General features: G+C 50.8%; 25 protein-coding genes. 15 read left to right on the forward strand and 10 right to left on the reverse strand.

The window, feature by feature from the left end; genetic code table 11:
* Window positions 1-9: 9 nt before the first annotated feature.
* The 4 genes from D6024_RS05705 to D6024_RS05720 all read right to left on the reverse strand — a co-directional run bounded on the left by D6024_RS05705 (window position 10) and on the right by D6024_RS05720 (window position 3,163).
* On the reverse strand, window positions 10-669 hold the full coding sequence (locus D6024_RS05705) for an NADPH-dependent F420 reductase (RefSeq protein ID WP_121353634.1): 660 nt from the start codon (window positions 667-669) through the stop codon (window positions 10-12).
* Window positions 670-821: 152 nt separating this feature from the next.
* Window positions 822-1,814 (reverse strand): aldo/keto reductase, encoded by a 993-nt coding sequence (locus tag D6024_RS05710; RefSeq protein WP_121353635.1) that lies wholly within the window; start codon window positions 1,812-1,814, stop codon window positions 822-824.
* Window positions 1,815-1,907: 93 nt separating this feature from the next.
* The gene (locus tag D6024_RS05715) at window positions 1,908-2,261 is read right to left on the reverse strand and encodes a helix-turn-helix transcriptional regulator (protein WP_121353636.1); all 354 of its coding nucleotides are present in this window, start codon (window positions 2,259-2,261) and stop codon (window positions 1,908-1,910) included.
* On the reverse strand, window positions 2,258-3,163 hold the full coding sequence (locus D6024_RS05720) for a helix-turn-helix domain-containing protein (protein WP_162944571.1): 906 nt from the start codon (window positions 3,161-3,163) through the stop codon (window positions 2,258-2,260). The genes D6024_RS05715 and D6024_RS05720 overlap by 4 nt, the downstream gene beginning before the upstream one ends.
* Before the next feature lie 351 nt (window positions 3,164-3,514).
* On the opposite strand from D6024_RS05720, the gene D6024_RS05725 reads away from it, so the two are divergent.
* Window positions 3,515-3,979, forward strand: coding sequence for a hypothetical protein (locus D6024_RS05725; protein ID WP_121353638.1), 465 nt, complete (start codon window positions 3,515-3,517; stop codon window positions 3,977-3,979).
* Entirely contained in the window at window positions 3,976-4,617 is a 642-nt protein-coding gene (locus D6024_RS05730; protein ID WP_121353639.1) for a response regulator transcription factor, read from the forward strand. Before D6024_RS05725 ends, D6024_RS05730 begins: the two co-directional genes overlap by 4 nt.
* Before the next feature lie 46 nt (window positions 4,618-4,663).
* On the opposite strand, the gene D6024_RS05735 is transcribed toward D6024_RS05730, so the two are convergent.
* Window positions 4,664-5,821, reverse strand: a complete 1,158-nt coding sequence (locus tag D6024_RS05735; RefSeq protein ID WP_162944572.1) for a GAF domain-containing sensor histidine kinase — start codon at window positions 5,819-5,821, stop codon at window positions 4,664-4,666.
* A 379-nt stretch (window positions 5,822-6,200) separates the two neighbouring features.
* Here D6024_RS05735 and D6024_RS05740 point away from each other — a divergent pair, with 379 nt between their 5' ends.
* From D6024_RS05740 to D6024_RS05800, 13 genes are all read left to right on the forward strand, one after another.
* Window positions 6,201-7,037 carry a hypothetical protein gene (locus tag D6024_RS05740; protein WP_162944573.1) on the forward strand — a complete coding sequence of 279 codons (837 nt, stop codon included), beginning with the start codon at window positions 6,201-6,203 and terminating at the stop codon, window positions 7,035-7,037.
* A gap of 375 nt (window positions 7,038-7,412) precedes the next feature.
* On the forward strand, window positions 7,413-7,631 hold the full coding sequence (locus tag D6024_RS05745; RefSeq protein WP_121353642.1) for a hypothetical protein: 219 nt from the start codon (window positions 7,413-7,415) through the stop codon (window positions 7,629-7,631).
* A 120-nt stretch (window positions 7,632-7,751) separates the two neighbouring features.
* Window positions 7,752-8,618, forward strand: coding sequence for an STAS domain-containing protein (locus D6024_RS05750; protein ID WP_121353643.1), 867 nt, complete (start codon window positions 7,752-7,754; stop codon window positions 8,616-8,618).
* 6 nt (window positions 8,619-8,624) lie between these two features.
* On the forward strand, window positions 8,625-9,029 hold the full coding sequence (locus D6024_RS05755; RefSeq protein ID WP_121353644.1) for an STAS domain-containing protein: 405 nt from the start codon (window positions 8,625-8,627) through the stop codon (window positions 9,027-9,029).
* Window positions 9,010-9,423, forward strand: coding sequence for an anti-sigma regulatory factor (locus D6024_RS05760; RefSeq protein WP_121353645.1), 414 nt, complete (start codon window positions 9,010-9,012; stop codon window positions 9,421-9,423). The genes D6024_RS05755 and D6024_RS05760 overlap by 20 nt, the downstream gene beginning before the upstream one ends.
* Window positions 9,416-10,432, forward strand: coding sequence for an ATP-binding SpoIIE family protein phosphatase (locus tag D6024_RS05765; RefSeq protein ID WP_121353646.1), 1,017 nt, complete (start codon window positions 9,416-9,418; stop codon window positions 10,430-10,432). The genes D6024_RS05760 and D6024_RS05765 overlap by 8 nt, the downstream gene beginning before the upstream one ends.
* The gene (locus tag D6024_RS05770) at window positions 10,429-12,090 is read left to right on the forward strand and encodes an ATP-binding protein (RefSeq protein ID WP_121353647.1); all 1,662 of its coding nucleotides are present in this window, start codon (window positions 10,429-10,431) and stop codon (window positions 12,088-12,090) included. Before D6024_RS05765 ends, D6024_RS05770 begins: the two co-directional genes overlap by 4 nt.
* Window positions 12,071-12,502, forward strand: coding sequence for a response regulator (locus tag D6024_RS05775; RefSeq protein ID WP_121353648.1), 432 nt, complete (start codon window positions 12,071-12,073; stop codon window positions 12,500-12,502). Before D6024_RS05770 ends, D6024_RS05775 begins: the two co-directional genes overlap by 20 nt.
* Window positions 12,503-12,672: 170 nt before the next feature.
* On the forward strand, window positions 12,673-13,575 hold the full coding sequence (locus D6024_RS05780; RefSeq protein WP_162944574.1) for a T9SS type A sorting domain-containing protein: 903 nt from the start codon (window positions 12,673-12,675) through the stop codon (window positions 13,573-13,575).
* 4 nt (window positions 13,576-13,579) lie between these two features.
* Window positions 13,580-14,164 carry a twin-arginine translocation signal domain-containing protein gene (locus D6024_RS05785; protein ID WP_121353650.1) on the forward strand — a complete coding sequence of 195 codons (585 nt, stop codon included), beginning with the start codon at window positions 13,580-13,582 and terminating at the stop codon, window positions 14,162-14,164.
* 12 nt (window positions 14,165-14,176) lie between these two features.
* Entirely contained in the window at window positions 14,177-14,701 is a 525-nt protein-coding gene (locus tag D6024_RS05790) for a phage tail protein (protein ID WP_121353651.1), read from the forward strand.
* A gap of 18 nt (window positions 14,702-14,719) precedes the next feature.
* Window positions 14,720-15,298: a leucine-rich repeat domain-containing protein gene (locus D6024_RS05795; RefSeq protein ID WP_121353652.1), complete on the forward strand. Its 579-nt coding sequence runs from the start codon at window positions 14,720-14,722 to the stop codon at window positions 15,296-15,298.
* A gap of 78 nt (window positions 15,299-15,376) precedes the next feature.
* The gene (locus D6024_RS05800; RefSeq protein WP_162944575.1) at window positions 15,377-16,309 is read left to right on the forward strand and encodes a sulfotransferase family protein; all 933 of its coding nucleotides are present in this window, start codon (window positions 15,377-15,379) and stop codon (window positions 16,307-16,309) included.
* Here the strand turns inward: D6024_RS05800 and cysC are convergent.
* The 5 genes from cysC to D6024_RS05825 form a co-directional block, all read right to left on the reverse strand.
* Window positions 16,283-16,816: an adenylyl-sulfate kinase gene (gene cysC, locus D6024_RS05805; protein WP_121353654.1), complete on the reverse strand. Its 534-nt coding sequence runs from the start codon at window positions 16,814-16,816 to the stop codon at window positions 16,283-16,285. The two genes, D6024_RS05800 and cysC, sit on opposite strands and share 27 nt — an antisense overlap.
* A 37-nt stretch (window positions 16,817-16,853) precedes the next feature.
* Window positions 16,854-17,345 carry a hypothetical protein gene (locus D6024_RS05810; protein WP_121353655.1) on the reverse strand — a complete coding sequence of 164 codons (492 nt, stop codon included), beginning with the start codon at window positions 17,343-17,345 and terminating at the stop codon, window positions 16,854-16,856.
* Window positions 17,342-18,037, reverse strand: a complete 696-nt coding sequence (locus D6024_RS05815; protein WP_121353656.1) for an aspartyl/asparaginyl beta-hydroxylase domain-containing protein — start codon at window positions 18,035-18,037, stop codon at window positions 17,342-17,344. Before D6024_RS05815 ends, D6024_RS05810 begins: the two co-directional genes overlap by 4 nt.
* Before the next feature lie 193 nt (window positions 18,038-18,230).
* Window positions 18,231-18,512: a hypothetical protein gene (locus D6024_RS05820; protein ID WP_121353657.1), complete on the reverse strand. Its 282-nt coding sequence runs from the start codon at window positions 18,510-18,512 to the stop codon at window positions 18,231-18,233.
* A 49-nt stretch (window positions 18,513-18,561) separates the two neighbouring features.
* Complete coding sequence (locus D6024_RS05825) at window positions 18,562-19,641, reverse strand: serine hydrolase domain-containing protein (protein ID WP_205573232.1); 1,080 nt, start codon at window positions 19,639-19,641, stop codon at window positions 18,562-18,564.
* Between the last annotated feature and the right edge of the window lie 41 nt (window positions 19,642-19,682).

The following is a 19,682-nucleotide window of genomic DNA, read 5'->3' on the forward strand; positions in this document are numbered from 1 at the left end:
TCCCAACCCTTAACTCACTACCTTAAAGTTGAATGCCCCGTTCTGCGTAGCCGTCCAAATGCGCAGCCAGATGGGCAACACGGCTTCAGTTCCTCTTGCCGATGTGATGTCGCCAAGGTCGAGCAGGTTTTCGTTCTTCCAGCCAAATTCATTCAGCAAGGCTTTTACGTTTTGCTTGGCTTCTGCATCATTGCCGCAGATAAAATTCGTGTGATCGCCACTGTTGATCATGGCCGGGTTTACCATCAGTCCGCACCACATGGTGTTCAGTGTTTTCACCACTTTGGCGGAAGGAAATGTTTTCTGAATTTCTTCACCCAGCGAATGGGTGTTGCTTAAAGAGGGAAGAAGACTTGGTGGCGCACCTTTGCTAAAGTCCAGCGGGTTGGCAATGTCGACGATGATCTTTCCATCGATGTTGCTTTCGCCGGCCAGTTTCAGTGCTTCCACAGAAGCGCCTCCGGCCGTGCAGTTGAAGATGATCTCGCCAAAGGCTGCCGCATCGGCAAAGGTGGCGGCGCTGGCCTTGCCATTGTGTTTGGCAACAAAGGCCGCTGCTTTTTCATTATCCGCCGTGCGGGAGCCCATCCTGACTTCATGTCCCAGTTCGATCAGTCTTGAACCGATGGCATCACCGACCATGCCGGTTCCTAAAACAGCAATTTTCATTTGTATAAATTTTTATTGTTTGTGAATGATTGACCACACAAAGTTCCTGCTCTGTCACGGCTGCAGCATGGTCAATAACTTGGTTAAAATGGTCCATTCATAAAAAAGTCCTGTTCAGGCGAACAGGACCAATCATGCGATGCCAGATCATTCTATTTATTCACTACCATGCCCATTTGCGGCGCTGCGTACCGTGTTCCGGCAAAGGCACCTTCCGGAAAATTCTTGTCAAGCCTGGCCAGTTCTTCTGTTGATAAAGGAATGTCTCCTGCGTCGATATTTTCTTTCAGGCGACTTTGTTTCGTCGTGCCGAACAGGGGTAAAATATCATTGCCCTGGTGCAGCACCCACGCCAATGCAAGTTGCGAAGCCGTGCATCCTTTTTCTTTTGCCATTTCCTGTAAAAGCGCAACTCGTTTTTTGTTTGCTTCAAAATTTTCACCTGTAAACCTTGGTGCATGTGCCCTGAAATCGGTTGGTGCAAACTGGCCGGTCAGTTCACCGGACAGCAAGCCGCGGCTCAACACACCATAGGCAACTATGCCAATGCCCAGTTCGCGGCACACCTGCAGTAATTCATTTTCGATAACCCGGGAAGCCAGGGAATACTCCACTTCCACGGCGGTGATGGGATGAACCGCATGGGCTCTCCGGACCGTTTCGGGACTGGCTTCGGAAAGGCCGATGTATTTGACTTTTCCCTGTTGCACCAGGTCTGCAATGGCACCCACAGTATCCTCGATGGGGATCGTTGGGTGAACACGGCCGGGTTGGTAAATATCAATGGCTTCCGCACCCAAACGGTTGAGCGAGTAAGCGGCAAAGGTTTTGACGGCTTCCGGCCGCATATCAAATCCCAACCAGTCGCCGGCAGGCGAACGCAAGGCGCCGAACTTGACGCTGATCACCGGCTTTTCGCTTCGTCCCTTCAGTGCCTCGCGGATCAACAATTCGTTATGTCCCATGCCGTAATAGTCGCCGGTGTCGAGGAAGTTGATGCCCATGTCCAGGGCCGCATGTATCGTCGCAATGCTTTCGGCATCGTTGCGGGTTTCTTTGTTGCCGTACATATCGCTCATGCCCATCGTGCCCAGGCCGGGCACAGCCACTGCAGGACCTATTTTGCCTAATTGGATCGTCTTCATGTGCTGAATGATTTTAAAATGTCATACAAAAATCAGACAGTGCTTTCAATAGATCGTGGTGAGAAGTTCAGAAAAAATAGTGAGAAGTTCAGGTTATCCGCCGTGGCTGTCGCGAAACTTCTTCGGCGTTGTTCCTGTAAAATGTTTGAAGAACTTGCTGAAGTTAGACGGGTCAAACGTCAGGTGCCTGGCAATGGCTGCAATGGAAAGGTCAGTTGTGAGAATGATTTCCTTGGCGAGGTTCACCAGCCTTTCTTCGTAAATATCGCAGGGCGACCGGTTTAATTCGGCCTGTATGGTGTTGCTCAGGTGCGTGGGATGAATGTGCAACAGCGCCGCAATGTCTTTCACTTCAAACGTCGTAGCCGCCTTGCCGGATCTGAGCTCGTCGATGTGCTTGTCCAGTTCTTTTAAATAGGCTTCCGTGATTTCTTTTGGACGTTTCATTTCCCTGTTTGTGCTTTTCGGTAGGCCAGCGGTGTTTGTCCTGCGTGCCGTTTGAAAAACTTTCCAAAATTAGCCGGATCGGAGAAATTCAACTGCCAGGCAATCTGCGCCATGTCAAAACCGGTGAACCGGATGAGCGATTTGGCTTCAGTCATGATCCGCTCGTTGATAAAGGACAGTGCGTTTTTGCCGGAGGCTGTTTTTACGGCCTGCGATAAATGGTTGGGTGTAATGAACAGGAGATCGGCATATTCTTCTATGGTGCGCTTTTCCAGGTAATAGTTGTTGACCAGTTGAATGAATTTTTTCAAAAGCGTTTGCTGCGGGGAGGCGAAACCATCCTCCCACTGGTTGAAGGCGGCTGCAAAGTCTTTGACCTGGTAGAGGAGGGCCAGCAATTTTAACGTCGCTGCGGCGTGCCGGCCTTCCGTTTTTTCGTAAGTGCTCTGCACGTCTTCAAACAAAGGGGCAAACTCGGTAAAGCGGCTTTGATTCAGCCTGAAAAAATTGGTGTGCAATAAATCAAAAAAAGGAAACTCACTTTCGAATTCGGGTTTGAAAAAGGAAAAGCATTCTTTTTTGAAATAAAACAGGTAGCCGCTGGCTTTGTTGTCGCGAAAAAAACTGTACACCAATCCGGGCGACTGGAAAACAAGAAAGGCATTCAGGTCAGTGACGCTGGTCGTATCGTAGGTGATCTTGGTCTTCCCGGCATTGTTGACCAGGGCGATGAAGTAAAAGTCTTTTTTAAATGGCGGTTTGTATTGTTGCATTGCCGGCATGTTTTCGTTCAGCCGCAGGCAATAAAGGTGAGGGTCGCGGGTGTTGTAGCCGGATGAAAACGACTGCAGGAAATCGTTGATCTCCTGATAGTGCGGGATGATGTGTTTTTGCGTCGCCACCGGATAAAGATAAAAGCCGTGACCCAAAGCATTCGATTATTCCGGGCCTGTGGCCGTGTGTCAAATCATCTCGTGCATGTGCAGAGCCTCCCACAGGAAGATGCGACGCTGTGTTTTTGTTGGCGCGATTGCATAGAAAACAACCGGTATACATTTCTGTCCTGTCATCAAGCGAAGTGTTTGCAAAAATGCTCAGGCAAAGCGCTGTCGGTAACTGGATTTGCTGATTGCGTTTAAGTGCAAGGCCTTATTTTTTTTAGTTTTCCAACTGCATTCATTGCCGGTTTTTTTGTTCCTTTTATCTTTCGGCCCTTCACCCCGCTAACCACGTACCATCCCAAAAAATTACCTATGAAAAACCCTGGCTCGTTTTTCACGGCACGGCAAATGCCTTTGGATTCGTCGATGGTAATCGACCATCCTGCAGGCAGAAAAGAAAAGCCTGTGTTTGTGTCAGCGGCCAGTCTGCACAGTTGGAAGGGAAAACAGGAAAAGCTGGTCGGGGAGGCATACGCCAGGTTGGTGCTCCCCGAAGCCCTCCGCACATTCCGGCAAACATGTGCCTTCCCTGCAATTGATTTTCCCAGCCACCTTGTAAACGAAACGGCGATGGACGGTGACAGGCGACTCACTTCGCATTTGCCAACACCAATCAACCGTGCAGGAATGAATGCGGACGACTTTTTTGCCGATGCCCCTGCCTGCCGTCTTCAACCTCTGTTGCTGCAGAACGATCCCGGGAATATGGATAGGTTTAATTCGAACAGTCGCAGTTGGCTGCGTTTTGTTCAGCCACTGCTTTTTGTACAACTATGAAAAAAAACACTCTTCTCATTATCGACGATCACACGCTTGTCAGGGAAACCTGGCGTTTGATTTTGGACCAGCATCCTGCATTTACAGTTGTGGGAGAGGCTGGAACTGCAGCGCAGGGAATCGAGCTGGCAAAAAAACTGCGTCCTGCCGTTGTGATCATGGACATTAACCTTCCCGATAGCAGCGGCATCGAAGCCACCCGGGCGATCCGCAAGGAATTGCCTTCGGCCAGGGTGCTGGCCGTGTCCCTGCACACGCATCCTGCATATGCCAGGCGGATGATCCGGGAAGGAGCGCAGGGCTATCTGACCAAAAATTCGTCGCGGGAGGAAATGTTTACCGCACTCCTTGAAATACTCGGTGGAAAAAAATACATCTGCCGGGAGATCAAAAACATTCTTTCCGAACAACTGCTGGGCGGTGGGGAAACCTCCGTTGCTGGTGAGCTTTCCAAACGCGAGAAGGAAATTGTGTCATTGATCCGGCAGGGGCATTCGTCTAAGCAAATTGCCGCAGCCCTTTCGATCTCCATCAAAACAGTGGAAGTGCACCGCTTCAACATACTTCGGAAACTACACCTGCGAAACAACGCCGCCCTGCTGGATTTCATTCATGCCAACAAACTGGCCTTTGTCTGATACGAGCCGGTAAGCCTGCCTGGTCGGGTTTGTTGCAATGGTGTTTTCAGCATGTTGCCGGGATGGCAACCCGCAATTCGCAGCCACCTTTCGGACCGGCGGAAAGTTTAACGGTCCCATTGAGGTGCTCGGCACTGGAGAGAATTTTGTTGATGCCGACCCCGCGTTTGAAATTGAGCATATCAATGCCGATGCCGTCGTCGCAGATCGTAATATGCACCGATGCCGCCACACGGATCTCAATGGCCACCTGTTTTGCATGGGCGTGCTGCTGCACGTTCAGCAACTGTTCCTCCACGATCCGGTAGATGGTCAGTGCCAGTGAAGCGTCAACCACAGCTTCGCCATCGTAATGCAACTGCGTTTCCACAGCAGTGCGGCTGGAAAACGCCTTGAGCATGCCCCGCAGCAGGTCTTTCAATTCTACCTGCTGCAGCAAAGAAGGCGAAATGGCTTGCGACAGCTCTCTTACCTGGTTTACCAGCGAGGCGATGTTCTGCCGGCTCATGCGAATCAGGTTGGTCCTGTCAAGATTGCCGCCTTCGGCCATCTCCAGGTAAAATTTGGTTGCGGCAAGGCCCTGTGCAATGTTCTCGTGCAGTTCCCGCCCGATGGATTGTTTTTCTTCTTCGTGTTGTTGCAGGGTTTTTTGCAGGAGACGTTTTTCCAACTGCAATTGTTCCTCCGCTTTTTGTTTGAGCAGTTTGTTCTTCAGGCGGAGTTCCAGGAGTTTCGATACCTGTCGCGAAATAATCTGTAAGGTCCTGGCCTTCGTGGCGGGCAAGTCTCGTGGCTTATTGTCAATGACGCAAATGGAGCCAAGGTTATAGCCGGTTGGCGAAACAATGGGGGCACCGGCATAAAAACGAACATTCGGATCCGACTCCACAAAGGGGTGGTTAAAAAAACGGTCGTCATTTCGTGCATCATTTACGATCATCACATCCTTTTCAAGGATGGTGTGGGCACAAAATGAAAGAGACCGGGCTGTTTCGTAAAAGTCGTCTGCGAGGCCGATTTTGGATTTGAACCACTGTCGTTCACTGTCGATAAAGCTGATGGCGGCAATCGGGCATCCGCAAATGTCTGCCGCCACTTCCAAGAGGTCGTCGAATTCCCTGTCCTTCCCGCTATCGAGAATGCCATAGGAGTAAAGATCCTGCAGGCGGAGGTCTTCATTGAGGGGTAGGGATGCGATGGGCATATGAACCTGTTCCGGCGTAATGGATAAATCCGAAAACGCCTCAAAAATATTCCGAAACGGCCCTGCGTACATGCAAACCGCAGTGATTTTTTGTTCGCTATTTGTTTGCACTTAGTGTGCGCTGGTGTTGCTGCTTATCCGCGCAGCCGAAAAGTGCTGTTGCCCGGTTGTATTCAATGGCAGGCCTGTTTTTCAGCTATCAAAATGACCCTGGTTCTAGCCCCAATTTGCACGGGTTCTCTATGGCGGTGCCAGCACGAAGCGGTTGGTGAACGACCATTTCCGGATTGCTTCCCGGCCGTATTTTTGGCCGGCATTCGATTGGTGCAGCCGTTCGGGTTGCCTATTTGTTTTATTCTTTTACCGACCAGTGGCAGGCATGAGTGGAAAGACCTTGATCGAACAGGAGTTTTCGGTTCCCTTCCGGCACCTGCAGTTCCATTTTGGCGGTGTCAGTTGCAAAAAGCGGATCCCGGCGCTGAATAAAAAGGTTCCCATCACCATCATTAATTACAATATCCGCGAAGAGTTTGATGCGGTGAAAGACTATTTTGCCAATGCCCTGGGCACAACCGCGATTCACATCAGGGTTCGCATTGCCATAACGAACGACCAGCCCAGCACCATTGAAGCCACATCGCCGGAGATCGATGCCATCAACACCCGCCTTATTGAAACCGTTCGGTTCCGGTATGTAAAAGAAGCCGTGCGGAAAAAGGCGTGGCCGGAGACGGGAAAGAACCTGCTGACCATGGATGAATTTTTTGAAGCCTTGTCGGAAGAAACATTCAACCCGGCTGCTTTTTACAGCCAGGAAAGCGAACTGGCGGAGGACCTGCTGGCCGTTACCGAAACGAAACATTACCAGCACCTGCGGTTTTTATCATCTGCACATGTCCACCACATCATGCGGCTGCGGTTTGTGTTAAAGCCATTTTCCTTTTTGTTCCTGCTCGAAGGGCAGGAACAGTACCACATCGTGTGGGAAACACTGGACACGGAAGAAGCCACTTATGTGTGGCCGGTGGCCAAGGATGTCGGCAAAGTAAAGTTGGCCCTGCAAAAGGTGGAAGATGTTCTTCAACTGGTGAATGTACAGGGTAAAACGGCCTACCTCAGTTCTGACGAAACCTGCTCACGGATCTTTCATCACTACAAAGAGGGCATCAGGGGATTTGTCAAATGGAAAAACGAACTGGAAAGCCGTCTGACATGATTTGCGGGTTCAAAGGCAACACCGACCCTGGTGCAGAAACCCGGTTCACCTGTACCAACTATTCGCCGCAGGCATGTTTAAATGTTTTTAAAAAAGAGGCAGTGGGCAAACAAAAAGGCCGGATAGAAATCCAGCCTCGTGTAAAATCCAATATCCTATGAAAAACCAGTTCAGTAATAAACAAATTGTAAACCAATTCTTCTGCACAGGGAGAACAGCAGGCTCACCTGTTGAAAACAGGACGGGGCGGGAATTTTTTTGCCCATCTTTTCGGTAATCCTTAACGCACTGCTTTCCAATATGGGTACGCCATTTGCTTTTTTATTCAATGGAAAATAATTAATTCATACCCACGTTTACCAATAAACAGGGAAAGTGATTGTGCAGATGGAAGATCAGTTTAAAAAATTAGAAAATGCCGACCTGAAAGCCTTGTATGAAAAACAATTGCAGGCGCTTTCCGATGCCTTGATCAGCGGTGCAGAATGGAAGGACGTGCAGGACCAACGCAACCTGCTCATCGAAATTTCCAAACGCCTGCATCGCGGCAACAGCAGCAGCAGTCCGGCCGACTATCCTAACCGGGGAGAATAAAATTTCTTTCTTTATTGCCATCCCACGATAACCCAGGCTTGCAGGGTGAGTGTTTAATTTTTCTCTACTTTTACGCCTGCTTCATCATACATTCACCTTAATTCAATCTCAAATACAAGTATGAAAGTGGATATTTCCAAGCTTCTTCAAAAGAAGAAGAAGCAAATTTTAGAGCAATGGATGAACAACCAACTGGCCGATGAAAGCCTGCGTGAAGACCTGATGAGCAATGACGAGTTGCGGATACAGTCAGAAGAATTGCTCAATGCGTTGGTAACCTCTGTCAACAACCGCAACATCGACGACGCCCAGTCCCCTGATTTTGATACCACCATTGAAATTCTTTCGGGAATTTCCATTTCACGTGCCCGGCAGGGTTATTCGCCCAAGGAAACAGGCATTTATGTTTTCAGTTTGAAGGATGCAATCTTGCAAACATTGCAGGAAGAAATCAAAACAGACCCGGTGACATTGTACACGGTGTCCTTTAAGGTCGGTAAGCTGATAGACAGCTTTGGTGTAACCACGTTCGAAACCTTTATCAAAGGCCGCGAAGAAGTCATCCTCCGCCAGACCGACGAAATTGCGGAGATATCTACACCGGTGATCCGGGTGTGGGATGGGATACTGGCCCTGCCCATCATTGGCACCCTGGACAGTGCCCGCACGCAGGTGGTAATGGAAAACCTGTTGCAGCAGATCGTCGACTCGGGGAGCAGCATTGCCATCTTGGACATTTCGGGGGTGCCGGCCGTTGACTCGCTGGTTGCGCAGCACCTGATCAAAACCGTGAGTGCCACACGCCTGATGGGTGCCGAGTGCATCATCAGCGGCATTCGTCCGGAAATTGCCCAAACGGTTGTACACCTGGGTATCGACCTCTCCAACATTGTTACCAAAGCTTCGCTGGCCAGCGCCCTGCGGTATGCGTTTACCATGTTGCAGTTAGAAGTAAGAAAAACAGCAAAAGAAAAAAACAGTCTCTAAGTATATATGGACAGGATACCAATCCTCCGGATGGGGAATTTTTTACTGGTCACGATCCAGGTCGATCTGTACGACAGGTTGGCCTTGAACCTGGAAAGTGACCTGGTGCAGATGGTGAGCAAAACCGGTGCAAGAGGCGTTCTGATTGACATTTCCGCCCTTTCCATCGTTGATTCGTTCATGGGACGCATCATCGGCAATATTGGAAGCATGAGCAAGATTATGGATGCCGAAACCGTGGTAGTGGGCATGCAGCCTGCCGTGGCCATTACGCTGATCGAACTGGGACTGGAACTGAAAGGAGTGAGCACCGCACTCAATGTTGAGAAAGGAATGGAATTGCTACGAAGTAAAATCGGTTCTTTCGAGGACTTTGAGGAGGAAGAACACGATGATCATCGTCCTGAGTAAAGACACGCTTGTCATACAAAAAGAGCAGGATGTAGTACCGTTTCGCAACCGGATCAAAGAGTATGCGGTCAAGATCGGAATGGGGTTGGTGAACCAAACCAAATTGATCACCGCTGCTTCCGAACTGGTTCGCAACATGCTGCGCTATGGCGGTGGTGGAACGACAATCATCGAAGTGGTGAGCAAAGGCCGTGAGAACGGCATTCGCTTAACTTTCCAGGACAAAGGTCCCGGCATCAAAGACATTCAACAGGCCATGAAGGACGGATTCTCTACCGGTAAAAGCCTTGGCCTGGGTTTGCCCGGTGCCCGGCGGCTGGTGAACGAATTCGACATTAAAAGTGTGGTGGGAAAAGGGACAACAGTTATCGTTACAAAGTGGAAGAATGGTTAATGCAGTACACCTCCGGCTGAACGCGGCAGACAGAAGTTATTTTGCGATATTGAAAAAAGAAATCCATGCACTGGCTGCATCGGCCGGTTTCGGCCTAAAGCGGCTGGCGGAGATCGATATCGTGGTCGCTGAAATTGTTTCCAACCTGTCCAAGCACGCCATTGGCGGAGAAGTGCTGGTAAAACTGATCGAAGAAAAAGGGCTCCAGGGCATCGAGATCATCTCTATCGACAACGGCCCAGGCATCAATGACCTGAAGAACATGATGGTCGATGGGGCTTCTTCCAAAAACACGCTGGGTCAGGGCCTGGGCGCCATCCGGCGGCTTTCCGATGTTTTCCAGATCTATACGCAAAAAGGGTGGGGCACGCTGCTGCTTTCCCGTTTGTTTGACGGAAAACTGCCGGAAAAGAAAGTACGTGCCGGTTTCGACGTCCGTTCGCTGCTGGTTCCCAAACCGGGAGAAACGGAATGCGGCGACGGATTTTATTTCAAACACTCCAAAGAGCATCTCAAGTTATTCCTGGGCGATGGCCTTGGGCATGGGAAAGAGGCGGCCATTGCCGTGAACACGGCTATTGAAGCCTTCAAGGTCTGTCACGAACACAGCCCGGTAGAGAACCTTCGATTCATTAACCTGGCCGTCAAAAAAACAAGAGGCCTCGTGGCAACCGTGGCTATCTTTCACTTCAAAGAACGTCGCTGGGCTATTTGCGGCGTGGGCAACATCAGTACAAAGACCTACAGCGTCAATGGCGCCAAATACCACAATCCGTATAATGGAATCGTTGGCCTTAACATGCCGACTTCCATGAAAGACCAGGAAATTCTGTACGAACCGGGACAATGCCTGATTATGTGCAGCGACGGACTGAAGTCGAAATGGGATATGCTGAAATTTCCCGGAATTTTGCGGAATGACCTTTCGCTGCTTGATGCCGTCTTGTTCAAAGAATTTGTACGGGGCACCGACGATGCATCCATTGCCAGTTGTAAACTTTATGTATGAAGACGCAGGAGTTAATCCGGGTAACGTTGCAGAATGAAATGGACCTGATCCTGGCCCACAAGCGCAGCATGCGACTGGCGGAACTGGCCGGGTTATCGTTGTCGGCACAAACTACCTTTGCCACGGCAGTTTCCGAAGTGTCGCGAAACACCATCGAACACGGAAAGAACGGCTGCCTGGTGTTGAGCATCACCGAGGCCCAACGCGAAAAATACATCGTTGCCAAGATTCTCGATGAAGAACAGCAACACCAGAAATACGAAGGGCTTGCGTTTGCCAAGCGGCTGGTGAGCAAGTACAACATCTCTACGACCGAAAAGCAGACCTCCATCGAACTGTATTATTCCATTCCTTTCGCCGACAAGCTTGACGCCCAAAAGCTGGACGAGTGGAAACGGGTCTTCCGCAGTGAACCCCCTCTCTCGCCCTACGAAGAGATCAAGCGAAAGAACGAACTGCTGCAGGACCTTGCCCAGAAACTGCAGGAAAGCGAGCAACAGTACAAGATGCTCACCAATGCACTGCCGCTGATCATTTTTTCGCTGAGCGACAAAGGCGAACTGATTTATGCCAACGAATGGCTGAAGCGCTTTACGGGCATGACCACTTCGCAACTGAATGCCTCCCGCTGGAAGGAAGTGGTGCATCCCGAAGACTATGATTCATTTTCCATCCTGGTCAAACAGGAAGTGCCGTTGGGTGCATCCACCATTAAAACCCAGTGCCGCCTGCGTCACAAGGGTGACGAGGATTACTACTGGCACCTGGTTTCCATTTCGCCGCTCAATGATGAAAAAGGCAAGTTGCTCTACTGGATCGGTTACTTCGTCGACATCAATGCACAAAAGATGGTGGAAGAAACCCTGCAGAACAACAAGGAGCTGAAAGAAACGCAGGCCCGGTTACGGGAAAATCAGGCTGCTCTCGAGCACAACATCACAGAGTTGAACCGCAGCAACCTGGAACTGCAGCAATTTGCCTACGTGGCTTCGCACGACCTGCAGGAACCGGCACGGAAGATCAGTTTTTACAGCGATTTCCTTTTAAGTAAATACGAGCCGGTACTGGACGAAAAAGGCCGTGATTACCTGAATAACATGCAGGCTGCCTCCCGCCGCATGCGTAGCCTGATCAACGACCTGCTGGCATTTGCCCAGGTAGAGCGAAAAGCGGTCCAGTTTAAAAAAATCAACCTGAACCAGGTAACGCACAACGCACTGCAGGATCTTGAAATGCTGATCGAGGAAAAAGGCGCGATTGTTCACATCGACCCTTTGCCGTTGATCGAGGCGGATGAAAACATGCTGCACCAGTTGTTTGAAAACCTGATTAGCAACGGGATCAAATATGCCCGGGACAACGTAAAGCCGGAAATAAAAGTCTGGGGCGAGACAGACAACAACGATCTCCGGATTCACATCAACGACAACGGCATTGGTTTCGAAGAGAAATTTTTGCCGCAAATGTTTACGCTGTTTCAACGGCTGCACTCTACACAGAAATACGAGGGCACCGGCCTGGGGCTTGCCATTTGCCACAAAATTGTTGCCCTGCACGGCGGCAACATCACAGCGCAAAGCCGCCTCGGAAAGGGATCGACGTTCGTGATCACATTACCGATTAACCACTCCGCAGTTTATGAAAAGCAAAGACATTGACATCTTAATGGTTGACGACGATGAAGAAGATCGTCTGCTTCTCAAAGATACCTTTGAAGAATTAGGCTATGGCGACTGTGTGCAGTACGAAGAGAACGGCGAACGGGCTTTAGCCTACCTGCAGCAATGTACCAAGGAAGGCGCAACGCTACCCTGCCTGATGATCCTGGACCTGAACATGCCCAAACTAAACGGCAGGCAAACACTAAAACTGCTGAAAGCCGAACCTTCCCTGCAGCACATTGCCGTGGTTATTTATTCTACGTCGCTAAACCCCGTTGAGCGGGATGAGTGCCTGGCCCTGGGTGCACACTCGTACGTGGTAAAACCGATTTCCTACAAAGAGTCTGTCGACATTGCCAACAAGTTTTTTGCCCTGTGCAAGTCGTTGAAGGCGATTGCAGCGAAGTAGTGAAATTTTTCTGGCAGGACGAAAAATGCCCAAATGCAGTCCGCAGGCAGCTCTCCGTTTGTTACAAAGAGCATTCGCTGTCTCACAAAAAAAACGGTGCAACAGATCGCATTTATTTTCTCTATCTTCCGTGGCGAAATCAGGAACCAACCTCCCTTCAACGCACGTTTATGAGAATAATCTCCCTGCTTTTTCTTTCGCTTTTGCTGCGATCCGTTGCGGTTGCGCAAACAATCGCCGTTTCGGGCCAGTGTATGACCGGGACCATCACACTGAATAAAATTGCCGATGTAAACGGGCAGGTTGCTTACGAAGGCACGGGAACCGTTGCCGGCACGGCTGGTGTCACCGTCGATATTTTCTGGATGGGCGCACCCGATAACGTGTGGGTATTGGCGTTTGACGGGCAGCCTTATTATCAAAGCCCGTGTAACCGCTCCACGCCGCCCAGCACCAGCAATCCTTCCTGCTCCTGGTCGGGGGTTACGCCAAGTCCCAATCCGCCTTGTACCGGTGGTACCGCACTCTCTATCACAGGCTCGGGCACACTGCCGATTCGCCTGGTTAGCTTTACAGCCGCAAAGACCGGCCGGCAGGTGCAGCTCAACTGGATCACAGCATCGGAAACCAACAACAAAGGTTTCGAAGTGCAGCACAGTCGCAACGGCGCCGACTGGACGACGATCGGGTTTGTCAATGGCGCGGGTAATTCTGCCACGGAACGGGCTTACCATTTTACCGATGCCACGCCGGTATCCGGCCGCAATTATTACCGTCTCCAGCAACGCGATCTGGATAACCAATCTGCTTATTCTGCCATCGTAAGTGTGGATCTTTCTGCCGGTGGTTTTTACACGCTGCAGCAGGCCGGCAATGGCCGCTACCAGTTGAGCATTGATGCCAACGGGCCGGTGGAGATTTCTGTTGTAGATATGAACGGACGCAAGCTGTTTGGCCAAACAGTGGCGCAGGGCCTTCACCCGGTAGATCTGTCGCCGTATGCGAAAGGCATCTACCTTCTCCAGATCAAAAAAGACACGGATCTGCTTACCGAGAAACTGATAAAACAATAACCCCATGAACAGTAGCAATACCAGCCGGCGAAGTTTCCTGGGCAGCCTGGCCGTACTCTCTGCCGGCGCCGCCTTTGGTTCCGTCGGCCAATTTCTTCCCCTGCCGCAAACCGAAGACCTGCAGCAGCTCTGGAAAAATTTTTCAACGAAAAACAGTGGCCGGCGTTTTAGCGGGACCGTTCAGCAGGACGGCAATCTACCCGTAGCCAATGGACATTTTCACCGGGACGGTGACGCAGTTGTTTTTTCCGAACACCATCTCGTGGCAAAGCCCACCTGGATTTATTGGAACGAAGAAGCCAGGCGGCCTTCGGATGTGGTAGTTACGTTTTTCAGCGCTGACGGGGAAAACGAAAAACTTTTCCGGCTCAACCGCTTTGAACTGGAAGCGCTGCAGGCACTACCGATGGAGGAAGAGACTACCGATTCCATTCTGCTGCTGAAAAGAAGCTTGCAAAAAACCAGTGCGTCAAAGCCACCGTTGTTGAAAGTAAAAGCGAAGGTGCGGAAGGGACAGCAGGTGAATATCATCGCCAGCGTTTTGGAAAAAGAAACAGTTTTGAACAAGAAAATCATTTATCACGTTTAAACTTTTATTGTTATGCCAGAAAGTCCATTGCTCGGAGAAATTACCATATCCGGGATAAACTTTGCTCCACGCGGTTATGCCTTCTGCCAGGGCCAAATTCTGTCGATTGCCCAAAATACTGCCCTCTTTGCTCTTTTGGGTACGACGTATGGCGGCAATGGCCAAACCACGTTTGCTCTTCCGGATCTCCGTGGTCGTGTGCCTATGGGCCAAGGACAGGGGCCAGGTCTTTCACCCAGAACCCTGGGTGAACTGTCCGGTACGGAAACCGTTACCCTCCTGTCAACGCAAATGCCTATCCATAACCACGCCTTCACCGCGGTATCGGATGCCGGCGATACCTCATCGCCTTCCGGGGCGTACCTAGCCAATACCGGTGCATTGGACAGAGAATACAAGACCAGCGGAACAGCGGTGCAAATGAACCCGGCTGCGGTTGGGACAGCCGGTGGCAGCCAGCCCCATAACAATATGCCGCCATATCTGGTGTTGAATTTTTACATTGCTCTCGAAGGCATATTTCCTTCCCGTAACTAAACTGTTTGCGTCGAAACAATGGTACCCGATCTTTTATGGTGGCGGCAGTTGTCGCCGGGATGGAAACAGGCGTTTGCCGAAACGGTTTTTCACCATGCGAATGAGCCAACTCCCGGTGAGTTGGCTCAGCTTTTTGCATTGCAGGCCCTGCGTTTTGCCGGTCCCCGTGCGGCCTATGCCAATATGCGTTTTGAGCTGACTGATCTTTCGGGCGTTGCAGCGCTGACCAACCTGACCGTGCTGGTCGTCATCCACCATAGAATCGAAACAATCACCGAAGTGCAGTCGCTGACACAATTGAAAGCCTTGTTTTTGCTCGACAACCAGATCAAAAGCCTGGCAGGTATCGAAGACCTTTTGTCGCTGGAGCAACTGTATGTGCAATTGAATCAAATCGACAGCCTGAAGCCCGTGGCGAAGCTCACGAACCTGAAGGAACTGTATGTGCACGACAACCCGCTGTCGTCGCTGGAAGGTTTAACAGAAGCCCATTCGGAAAAACTGGAAGGTTTCTTTTGCAAGCCCAATGAGGGACTGAAGCAAAAAGAAATCATGCGGGTGGAGCGGGAACTCTATATCCGCTGCCGCGGCATCTGATCAAATTTCTTGTCTTCACGAAACAGTACTACGTCTTTGAAACCGTCATTCGCCTTGCACAATTGGCTTCCTGTACGAATGCAGAAATCGTCCCCGGCTCTTTTGTGCGAATGGCTGTATATGGGCGAAAAAGAATTTACCGAACCTTTTTTTGAAGAGACCCTATCCGCCTGCAAATACGCCCAGGGCGGACGTCGCCGCTACAAATCCGTTTCGGATCTGCCCATGCTGGTTGAGTGGTCGACGGGCATTGCAGCTCTTGCACCAACGGCGATCATCTTTCACGTGTCCCGTTGCGGCTCCACGCTGCTTTCCCAGTTATTGAGTTTGGAAAAGGAAAACCTGGTGCTGTCGGAAGTTCCGTTTTTCGACAACGTCCTCCGGTTGCCGTTTCAATTGCCCTCGGTCAGCCAGCCTGCTGCCGGCGAGTACTTCCGGGCCGCATTGGCCTTTTACGGCCGGCAACGCAACAGCGAACAGCAGAATCTTTTTCTCAAAGCCGATAGCTGGCACCTGCATTTTTACGAACAGCTTCGAAGACTTTTTCCACAGATCCCTTTCATCCTTCTTTACCGCGAGCCGTTCGAGGTTTTGCGCTCACAGCAAAAACAGCGGGGCCTTCAATCGGTGCCGGGCATGATAGAACCGCAGCTGTTTGGTTTTACAGAAGAAGAAAGCCGCGAGTTAAACCCGGACCGATACATGGGCCATGTACTGACTTCTTATTTCAGGCAGATCAGCAGGATCATCGAAAGCGATCCGCTGGCCTTTGCGTTTGACTACGCAGCCGGCATGGATAACATCATCAGGGACGTGTACAGCCTCGTGCAACTCCCGTTTTACTCTTCGCTGGAACAGCAGTTTGAAGAACGCTGTCGCTACCATGCCAAACGTCCGCAACAGGTGTTTGCGGAAATGGGGGAGAAATCGCAATGGCCCGGTTACCTGGAGCCTTGTTATGCATTTTATGAAAAGGTAAAAAAACTACCTGCCGGCTTCCAAAGACGATAGGACAAAAGAGAGCAGGCAATGGCCGGACTCTGTAACGTTCATCACACCGGTGTCAATCACAAGGTCCGGCGCCGAAGGCAATTCGTAGGGATCGTTGATGCCTGACAGGTTGCGGATCTTTTGGGGGTGATCGTCGGGAAGAAATGCTTTTTGGTAAAGACCTTTTGTGTCTCTTTGAATCAGGATCTGCAGATCGCACCGCACCCAAATAATCTTCGCACCAACAGTTTCCGAAATTTCTTTCCGTATTTCTTCATAGGGGTTGATGGCAGCGATGATGGCAATGACGCCTTGCTGGTAAAAACCGTTTGCTACACCGGCAAGCCGCCGCATGTTTTCTTTCCGGTCGGCTGCCGAAAAGCCAAGGTCCTTACAGGTCGTTTGCCGGTACACATCCCCGTCAATCACTTCTGCCGCCAGGCCCTTTTCGTCCAGGCCTTTTTTCAGCGCAAAGGCAAGCGTGGACTTTCCTGCGCCGGACAAACCTGTGAGTTGAAGAATGAGCATGGGGAGGATAAAAAATAAATAATGAAGAATGAGGGCACTAATCGCGGAGCCATTTTTTCATGACCGGGTAAACGGAATCTGCACCCGGTGCCGTTGTTGTCAGACCCAGCCATTGCAGCATCGGCACGCCAATGTAATTTCCGTTACTGAAATTTTCCACGATGGATTCGCCGCCGCCCTGGTAACCCTGCCCGTGAAAAACAAAATGCGGATCGATGGAGAGATGAATGCAGGCGGCATAGCTCCAGGCAATGGCCATCATCTCTTCGGCCGGCGCATCCTTCCGCTGACCGATGGCAGGCCCGCTTAGTGTGTTTCGATCGGCTGCAGGAACTACGGCGAGATGTGCCGCTTCATGGAGCACATCACCGTGGTGCCGGAGCTTTTCTTTGTCGATCAGGATCCGGCCTTCTTCGATAGACAAGCCGGGTAGAAAACAATCCTGCTCCGGCAGGCTGCAATAGCTTGTTTCAATGCCGATGCTGTGGATAAAACCCAGTGTTTTTTCGAAAAAATATTCGTTGGTCATGACAGGCTGTTTTCGAGGTTGGCGGCCAGTTCCAGGGAAGTTGGCGTATTCTGTTTGCGCAATTCGGCAATGATTTTTTTCGTGGTTTCGGGATCGTGGTGGTGCTGTTTTTCCTCCGCCTGTTTTTGCACCCGTGCTTGTTGCGCAAACAGGTTACGTACCCACTCGTTAACCTTGCAATCAATCACGAGGTGCACACGGTCGGTAGTGCCGGCGTTTTTGACGCGGTGTTTAAGCGAGAGGTTCAGGTACCAGCATTCGCCTTCCTGCATCACTACCTGTTCTTCTTCGAGGTAAAACGCCACACCCGGGTTGGTGGTCACCGGGATATGAAACCGCACCTCGCCTTCTTCAAAACTCATCTCCTGGTCGCAGTGTTCTTTGATGATGGCGCCGGCGTGCAGCTTCATCAACCGGACAGCCCTTTTTTCGCAGGCGAAAAAACGAAGCACCGACTGAATGGAAGGAAAGGACTGCAGCAGCGGCGTATCGCTGTATGGATTGGTCGTGGCATGGACGGAAACAATGTTTTCAGCACTGCCGTTCAGGGACCGCAGCGGCGACACATTCCATTGCCCTTCGTAATGGCTTTTGTTGTAATGCTGCTTCCACCGGCTCTCTTCCATTTGCGCCATTTCGGCCTTTATTTTTTCGACATCGAAATGTTGTTGCAGTTGCAGGTATTTGATCATGGCGGACTTTTAACGCAGCCAATATAGTGGATTTGGAAGCACGCAGCGAAGAGCGTCGAAAAGCTTTGCTGTTTTTGCAAATTGCTGGCGGAATGAAAACCGCTCACGCTGTTCAATTGGCTGAAGCAGCCAATCGGTGTAACAGTTTACGACAAGAAAAATTTCTGGTAAGACTACTTGAGACGATAACCGTTTAGAGTGGAAGCGGAGCCGCTTCGTTGAGCGAACTGATATGGTTGTAGATTTCCTGTATCTCGGAATGAATCGCCTTTAGTTCGTCCTGCGAACGCTTTTCTTTTAAGGCAAGGGTAAATGCTTTGTTTCTTTCCACCAGCCGTGCCGACAGGTCTAGCACAAATTGAATTCTTGTCTTCTTCTGCACCATGCGAAAGGTTGTATAGATCGACTGTAACAAATTTAGGGCCGCTCCCCGAACAGAGGCGTGCCCGGCAAAATGGTCGAAGAAGAAAGCCAAATTTCTTGCCTTCCTTTTTTTATTTGTGGACGAATGGGGCGTTCTTTTCTCACCGCAGAGCTGCGTCGAGGAGGGCTTTCAATTCCCTGTATTTTTCATTGCGGCCTTTGTTTTTCAGGTTAAAGGTCATCAGGAAAGCACAGTAGTTTTTTTCATGATCCACCAGCGGGAAGGAACCAAAAAGGCCGGGGCTGCAAACGGCTTTGGTGCGGTTGTTCGGCGTGGACGTTTCCATCACCCACTCGCCAAAGCCATAACCAAAGTTGCCGGCTTCTGCTGGTGCATAGGCGATTCGCACAGGCGGTGTGATGCGGTTGACTTCCATTTCGGCAATGCTTTTTTCCGAAAGGATGCGCTGGTTATTGAAAACACCCTTGTGCAGGATCATCACCAGGAAATTCAGGTAGTCTTCCGGTGTGCTTTGCGCACCGCCGGCGGGTAGTGCTACCCGGCCTTTGCCAAAATCGGTCTTCTTCATCTGCAGGGGGGCGGCAAGCCGCTCCGCAAAAAGCGTTTCAAACGATTTTCCGCTGATCTTTTCCAGCACGGCGCCTGCGATCTGCAGGCCGGTATTGCTGTAACGAAATACCTGGCCGGGTTCTCCTTCCATGGGCAGCAAAGCAATTTGTTCGATGGCTTCGTCCATGCTGCCGACGTCTTTCATCTCCCGCAGGCTTTCCCGGAGTTCCGGTGCCTGGATGGCTGTCAGGTGCGAAAGACATTGGCCGATGGTGATCTTGCCTTTTCCGTGATGGGAAAGAGCGGGCAGCCAGCGGCCGACCGTATCCGTGAGATGGAGTTTTCCTTCGTCAACAAAGGTCATCACCAGGGCGGCGCTGAGCCACTTGCTGCAACTGGCAATGGGCTGGCGGGTTGTGGCGGTGTAGTCGTTGAGGTTGGGCTCTTTGCCCTGCCTGCGGGCTATGAATTTGCCAACGGCTTTTTGGCGGCGGCTCATCTCGTTCACCGCCTGTGAGTAGACAACCTTGCCATCTTTGTACACCAGTAGCATGGCCCGGCCGCCCAGGTCCCGGATATTGGTTTGCAGCCAGGAATCGACAGCAGCAAAGGATTGTGCACGACCGGCAAGACTTGCAGCGACCAGCAGAAGCAGGAGAAGAATGCGCACTTGAATTCGAACGCAGGTTGTTTGCATAGGTGGTTGACTTT

It is taken from the genome of Flavisolibacter nicotianae, from assembly GCF_003628535.1.
Lineage (GTDB): Bacteria > Bacteroidota > Bacteroidia > Chitinophagales > Chitinophagaceae > Flavisolibacter > Flavisolibacter nicotianae.

Coding starts and splice junctions, on each gene's coding strand:
- D6024_RS05705 (WP_121353634.1), bottom strand. CDS start 669: ATGAAAATTGCTGTTTTAGGAACCGGCATGGTCGGTGATGCCATCGGT.
- D6024_RS05710 (WP_121353635.1), bottom strand. CDS start 1,814: ATGAAGACGATCCAATTAGGCAAAATAGGTCCTGCAGTGGCTGTGCCC.
- D6024_RS05715 (WP_121353636.1), bottom strand. CDS start 2,261: ATGAAACGTCCAAAAGAAATCACGGAAGCCTATTTAAAAGAACTGGAC.
- D6024_RS05725 (WP_121353638.1), top strand. CDS start 3,515: ATGAAAAACCCTGGCTCGTTTTTCACGGCACGGCAAATGCCTTTGGAT.
- D6024_RS05730 (WP_121353639.1), top strand. CDS start 3,976: ATGAAAAAAAACACTCTTCTCATTATCGACGATCACACGCTTGTCAGG.
- D6024_RS05735 (WP_162944572.1), bottom strand. CDS start 5,821: ATGCCCATCGCATCCCTACCCCTCAATGAAGACCTCCGCCTGCAGGAT.
- D6024_RS05740 (WP_162944573.1), top strand. CDS start 6,201: ATGAGTGGAAAGACCTTGATCGAACAGGAGTTTTCGGTTCCCTTCCGG.
- D6024_RS05750 (WP_121353643.1), top strand. CDS start 7,752: ATGAAAGTGGATATTTCCAAGCTTCTTCAAAAGAAGAAGAAGCAAATT.
- D6024_RS05755 (WP_121353644.1), top strand. CDS start 8,625: ATGGACAGGATACCAATCCTCCGGATGGGGAATTTTTTACTGGTCACG.
- D6024_RS05760 (WP_121353645.1), top strand. CDS start 9,010: ATGATCATCGTCCTGAGTAAAGACACGCTTGTCATACAAAAAGAGCAG.
- D6024_RS05765 (WP_121353646.1), top strand. CDS start 9,416: ATGGTTAATGCAGTACACCTCCGGCTGAACGCGGCAGACAGAAGTTAT.
- D6024_RS05770 (WP_121353647.1), top strand. CDS start 10,429: ATGAAGACGCAGGAGTTAATCCGGGTAACGTTGCAGAATGAAATGGAC.
- D6024_RS05775 (WP_121353648.1), top strand. CDS start 12,071: ATGAAAAGCAAAGACATTGACATCTTAATGGTTGACGACGATGAAGAA.
- D6024_RS05780 (WP_162944574.1), top strand. CDS start 12,673: ATGAGAATAATCTCCCTGCTTTTTCTTTCGCTTTTGCTGCGATCCGTT.
- D6024_RS05785 (WP_121353650.1), top strand. CDS start 13,580: ATGAACAGTAGCAATACCAGCCGGCGAAGTTTCCTGGGCAGCCTGGCC.
- D6024_RS05790 (WP_121353651.1), top strand. CDS start 14,177: ATGCCAGAAAGTCCATTGCTCGGAGAAATTACCATATCCGGGATAAAC.
- D6024_RS05795 (WP_121353652.1), top strand. CDS start 14,720: ATGGTACCCGATCTTTTATGGTGGCGGCAGTTGTCGCCGGGATGGAAA.
- D6024_RS05800 (WP_162944575.1), top strand. CDS start 15,377: ATGCAGAAATCGTCCCCGGCTCTTTTGTGCGAATGGCTGTATATGGGC.
- cysC (WP_121353654.1), bottom strand. CDS start 16,816: ATGCTCATTCTTCAACTCACAGGTTTGTCCGGCGCAGGAAAGTCCACG.
- D6024_RS05810 (WP_121353655.1), bottom strand. CDS start 17,345: ATGACCAACGAATATTTTTTCGAAAAAACACTGGGTTTTATCCACAGC.
- D6024_RS05815 (WP_121353656.1), bottom strand. CDS start 18,037: ATGATCAAATACCTGCAACTGCAACAACATTTCGATGTCGAAAAAATA.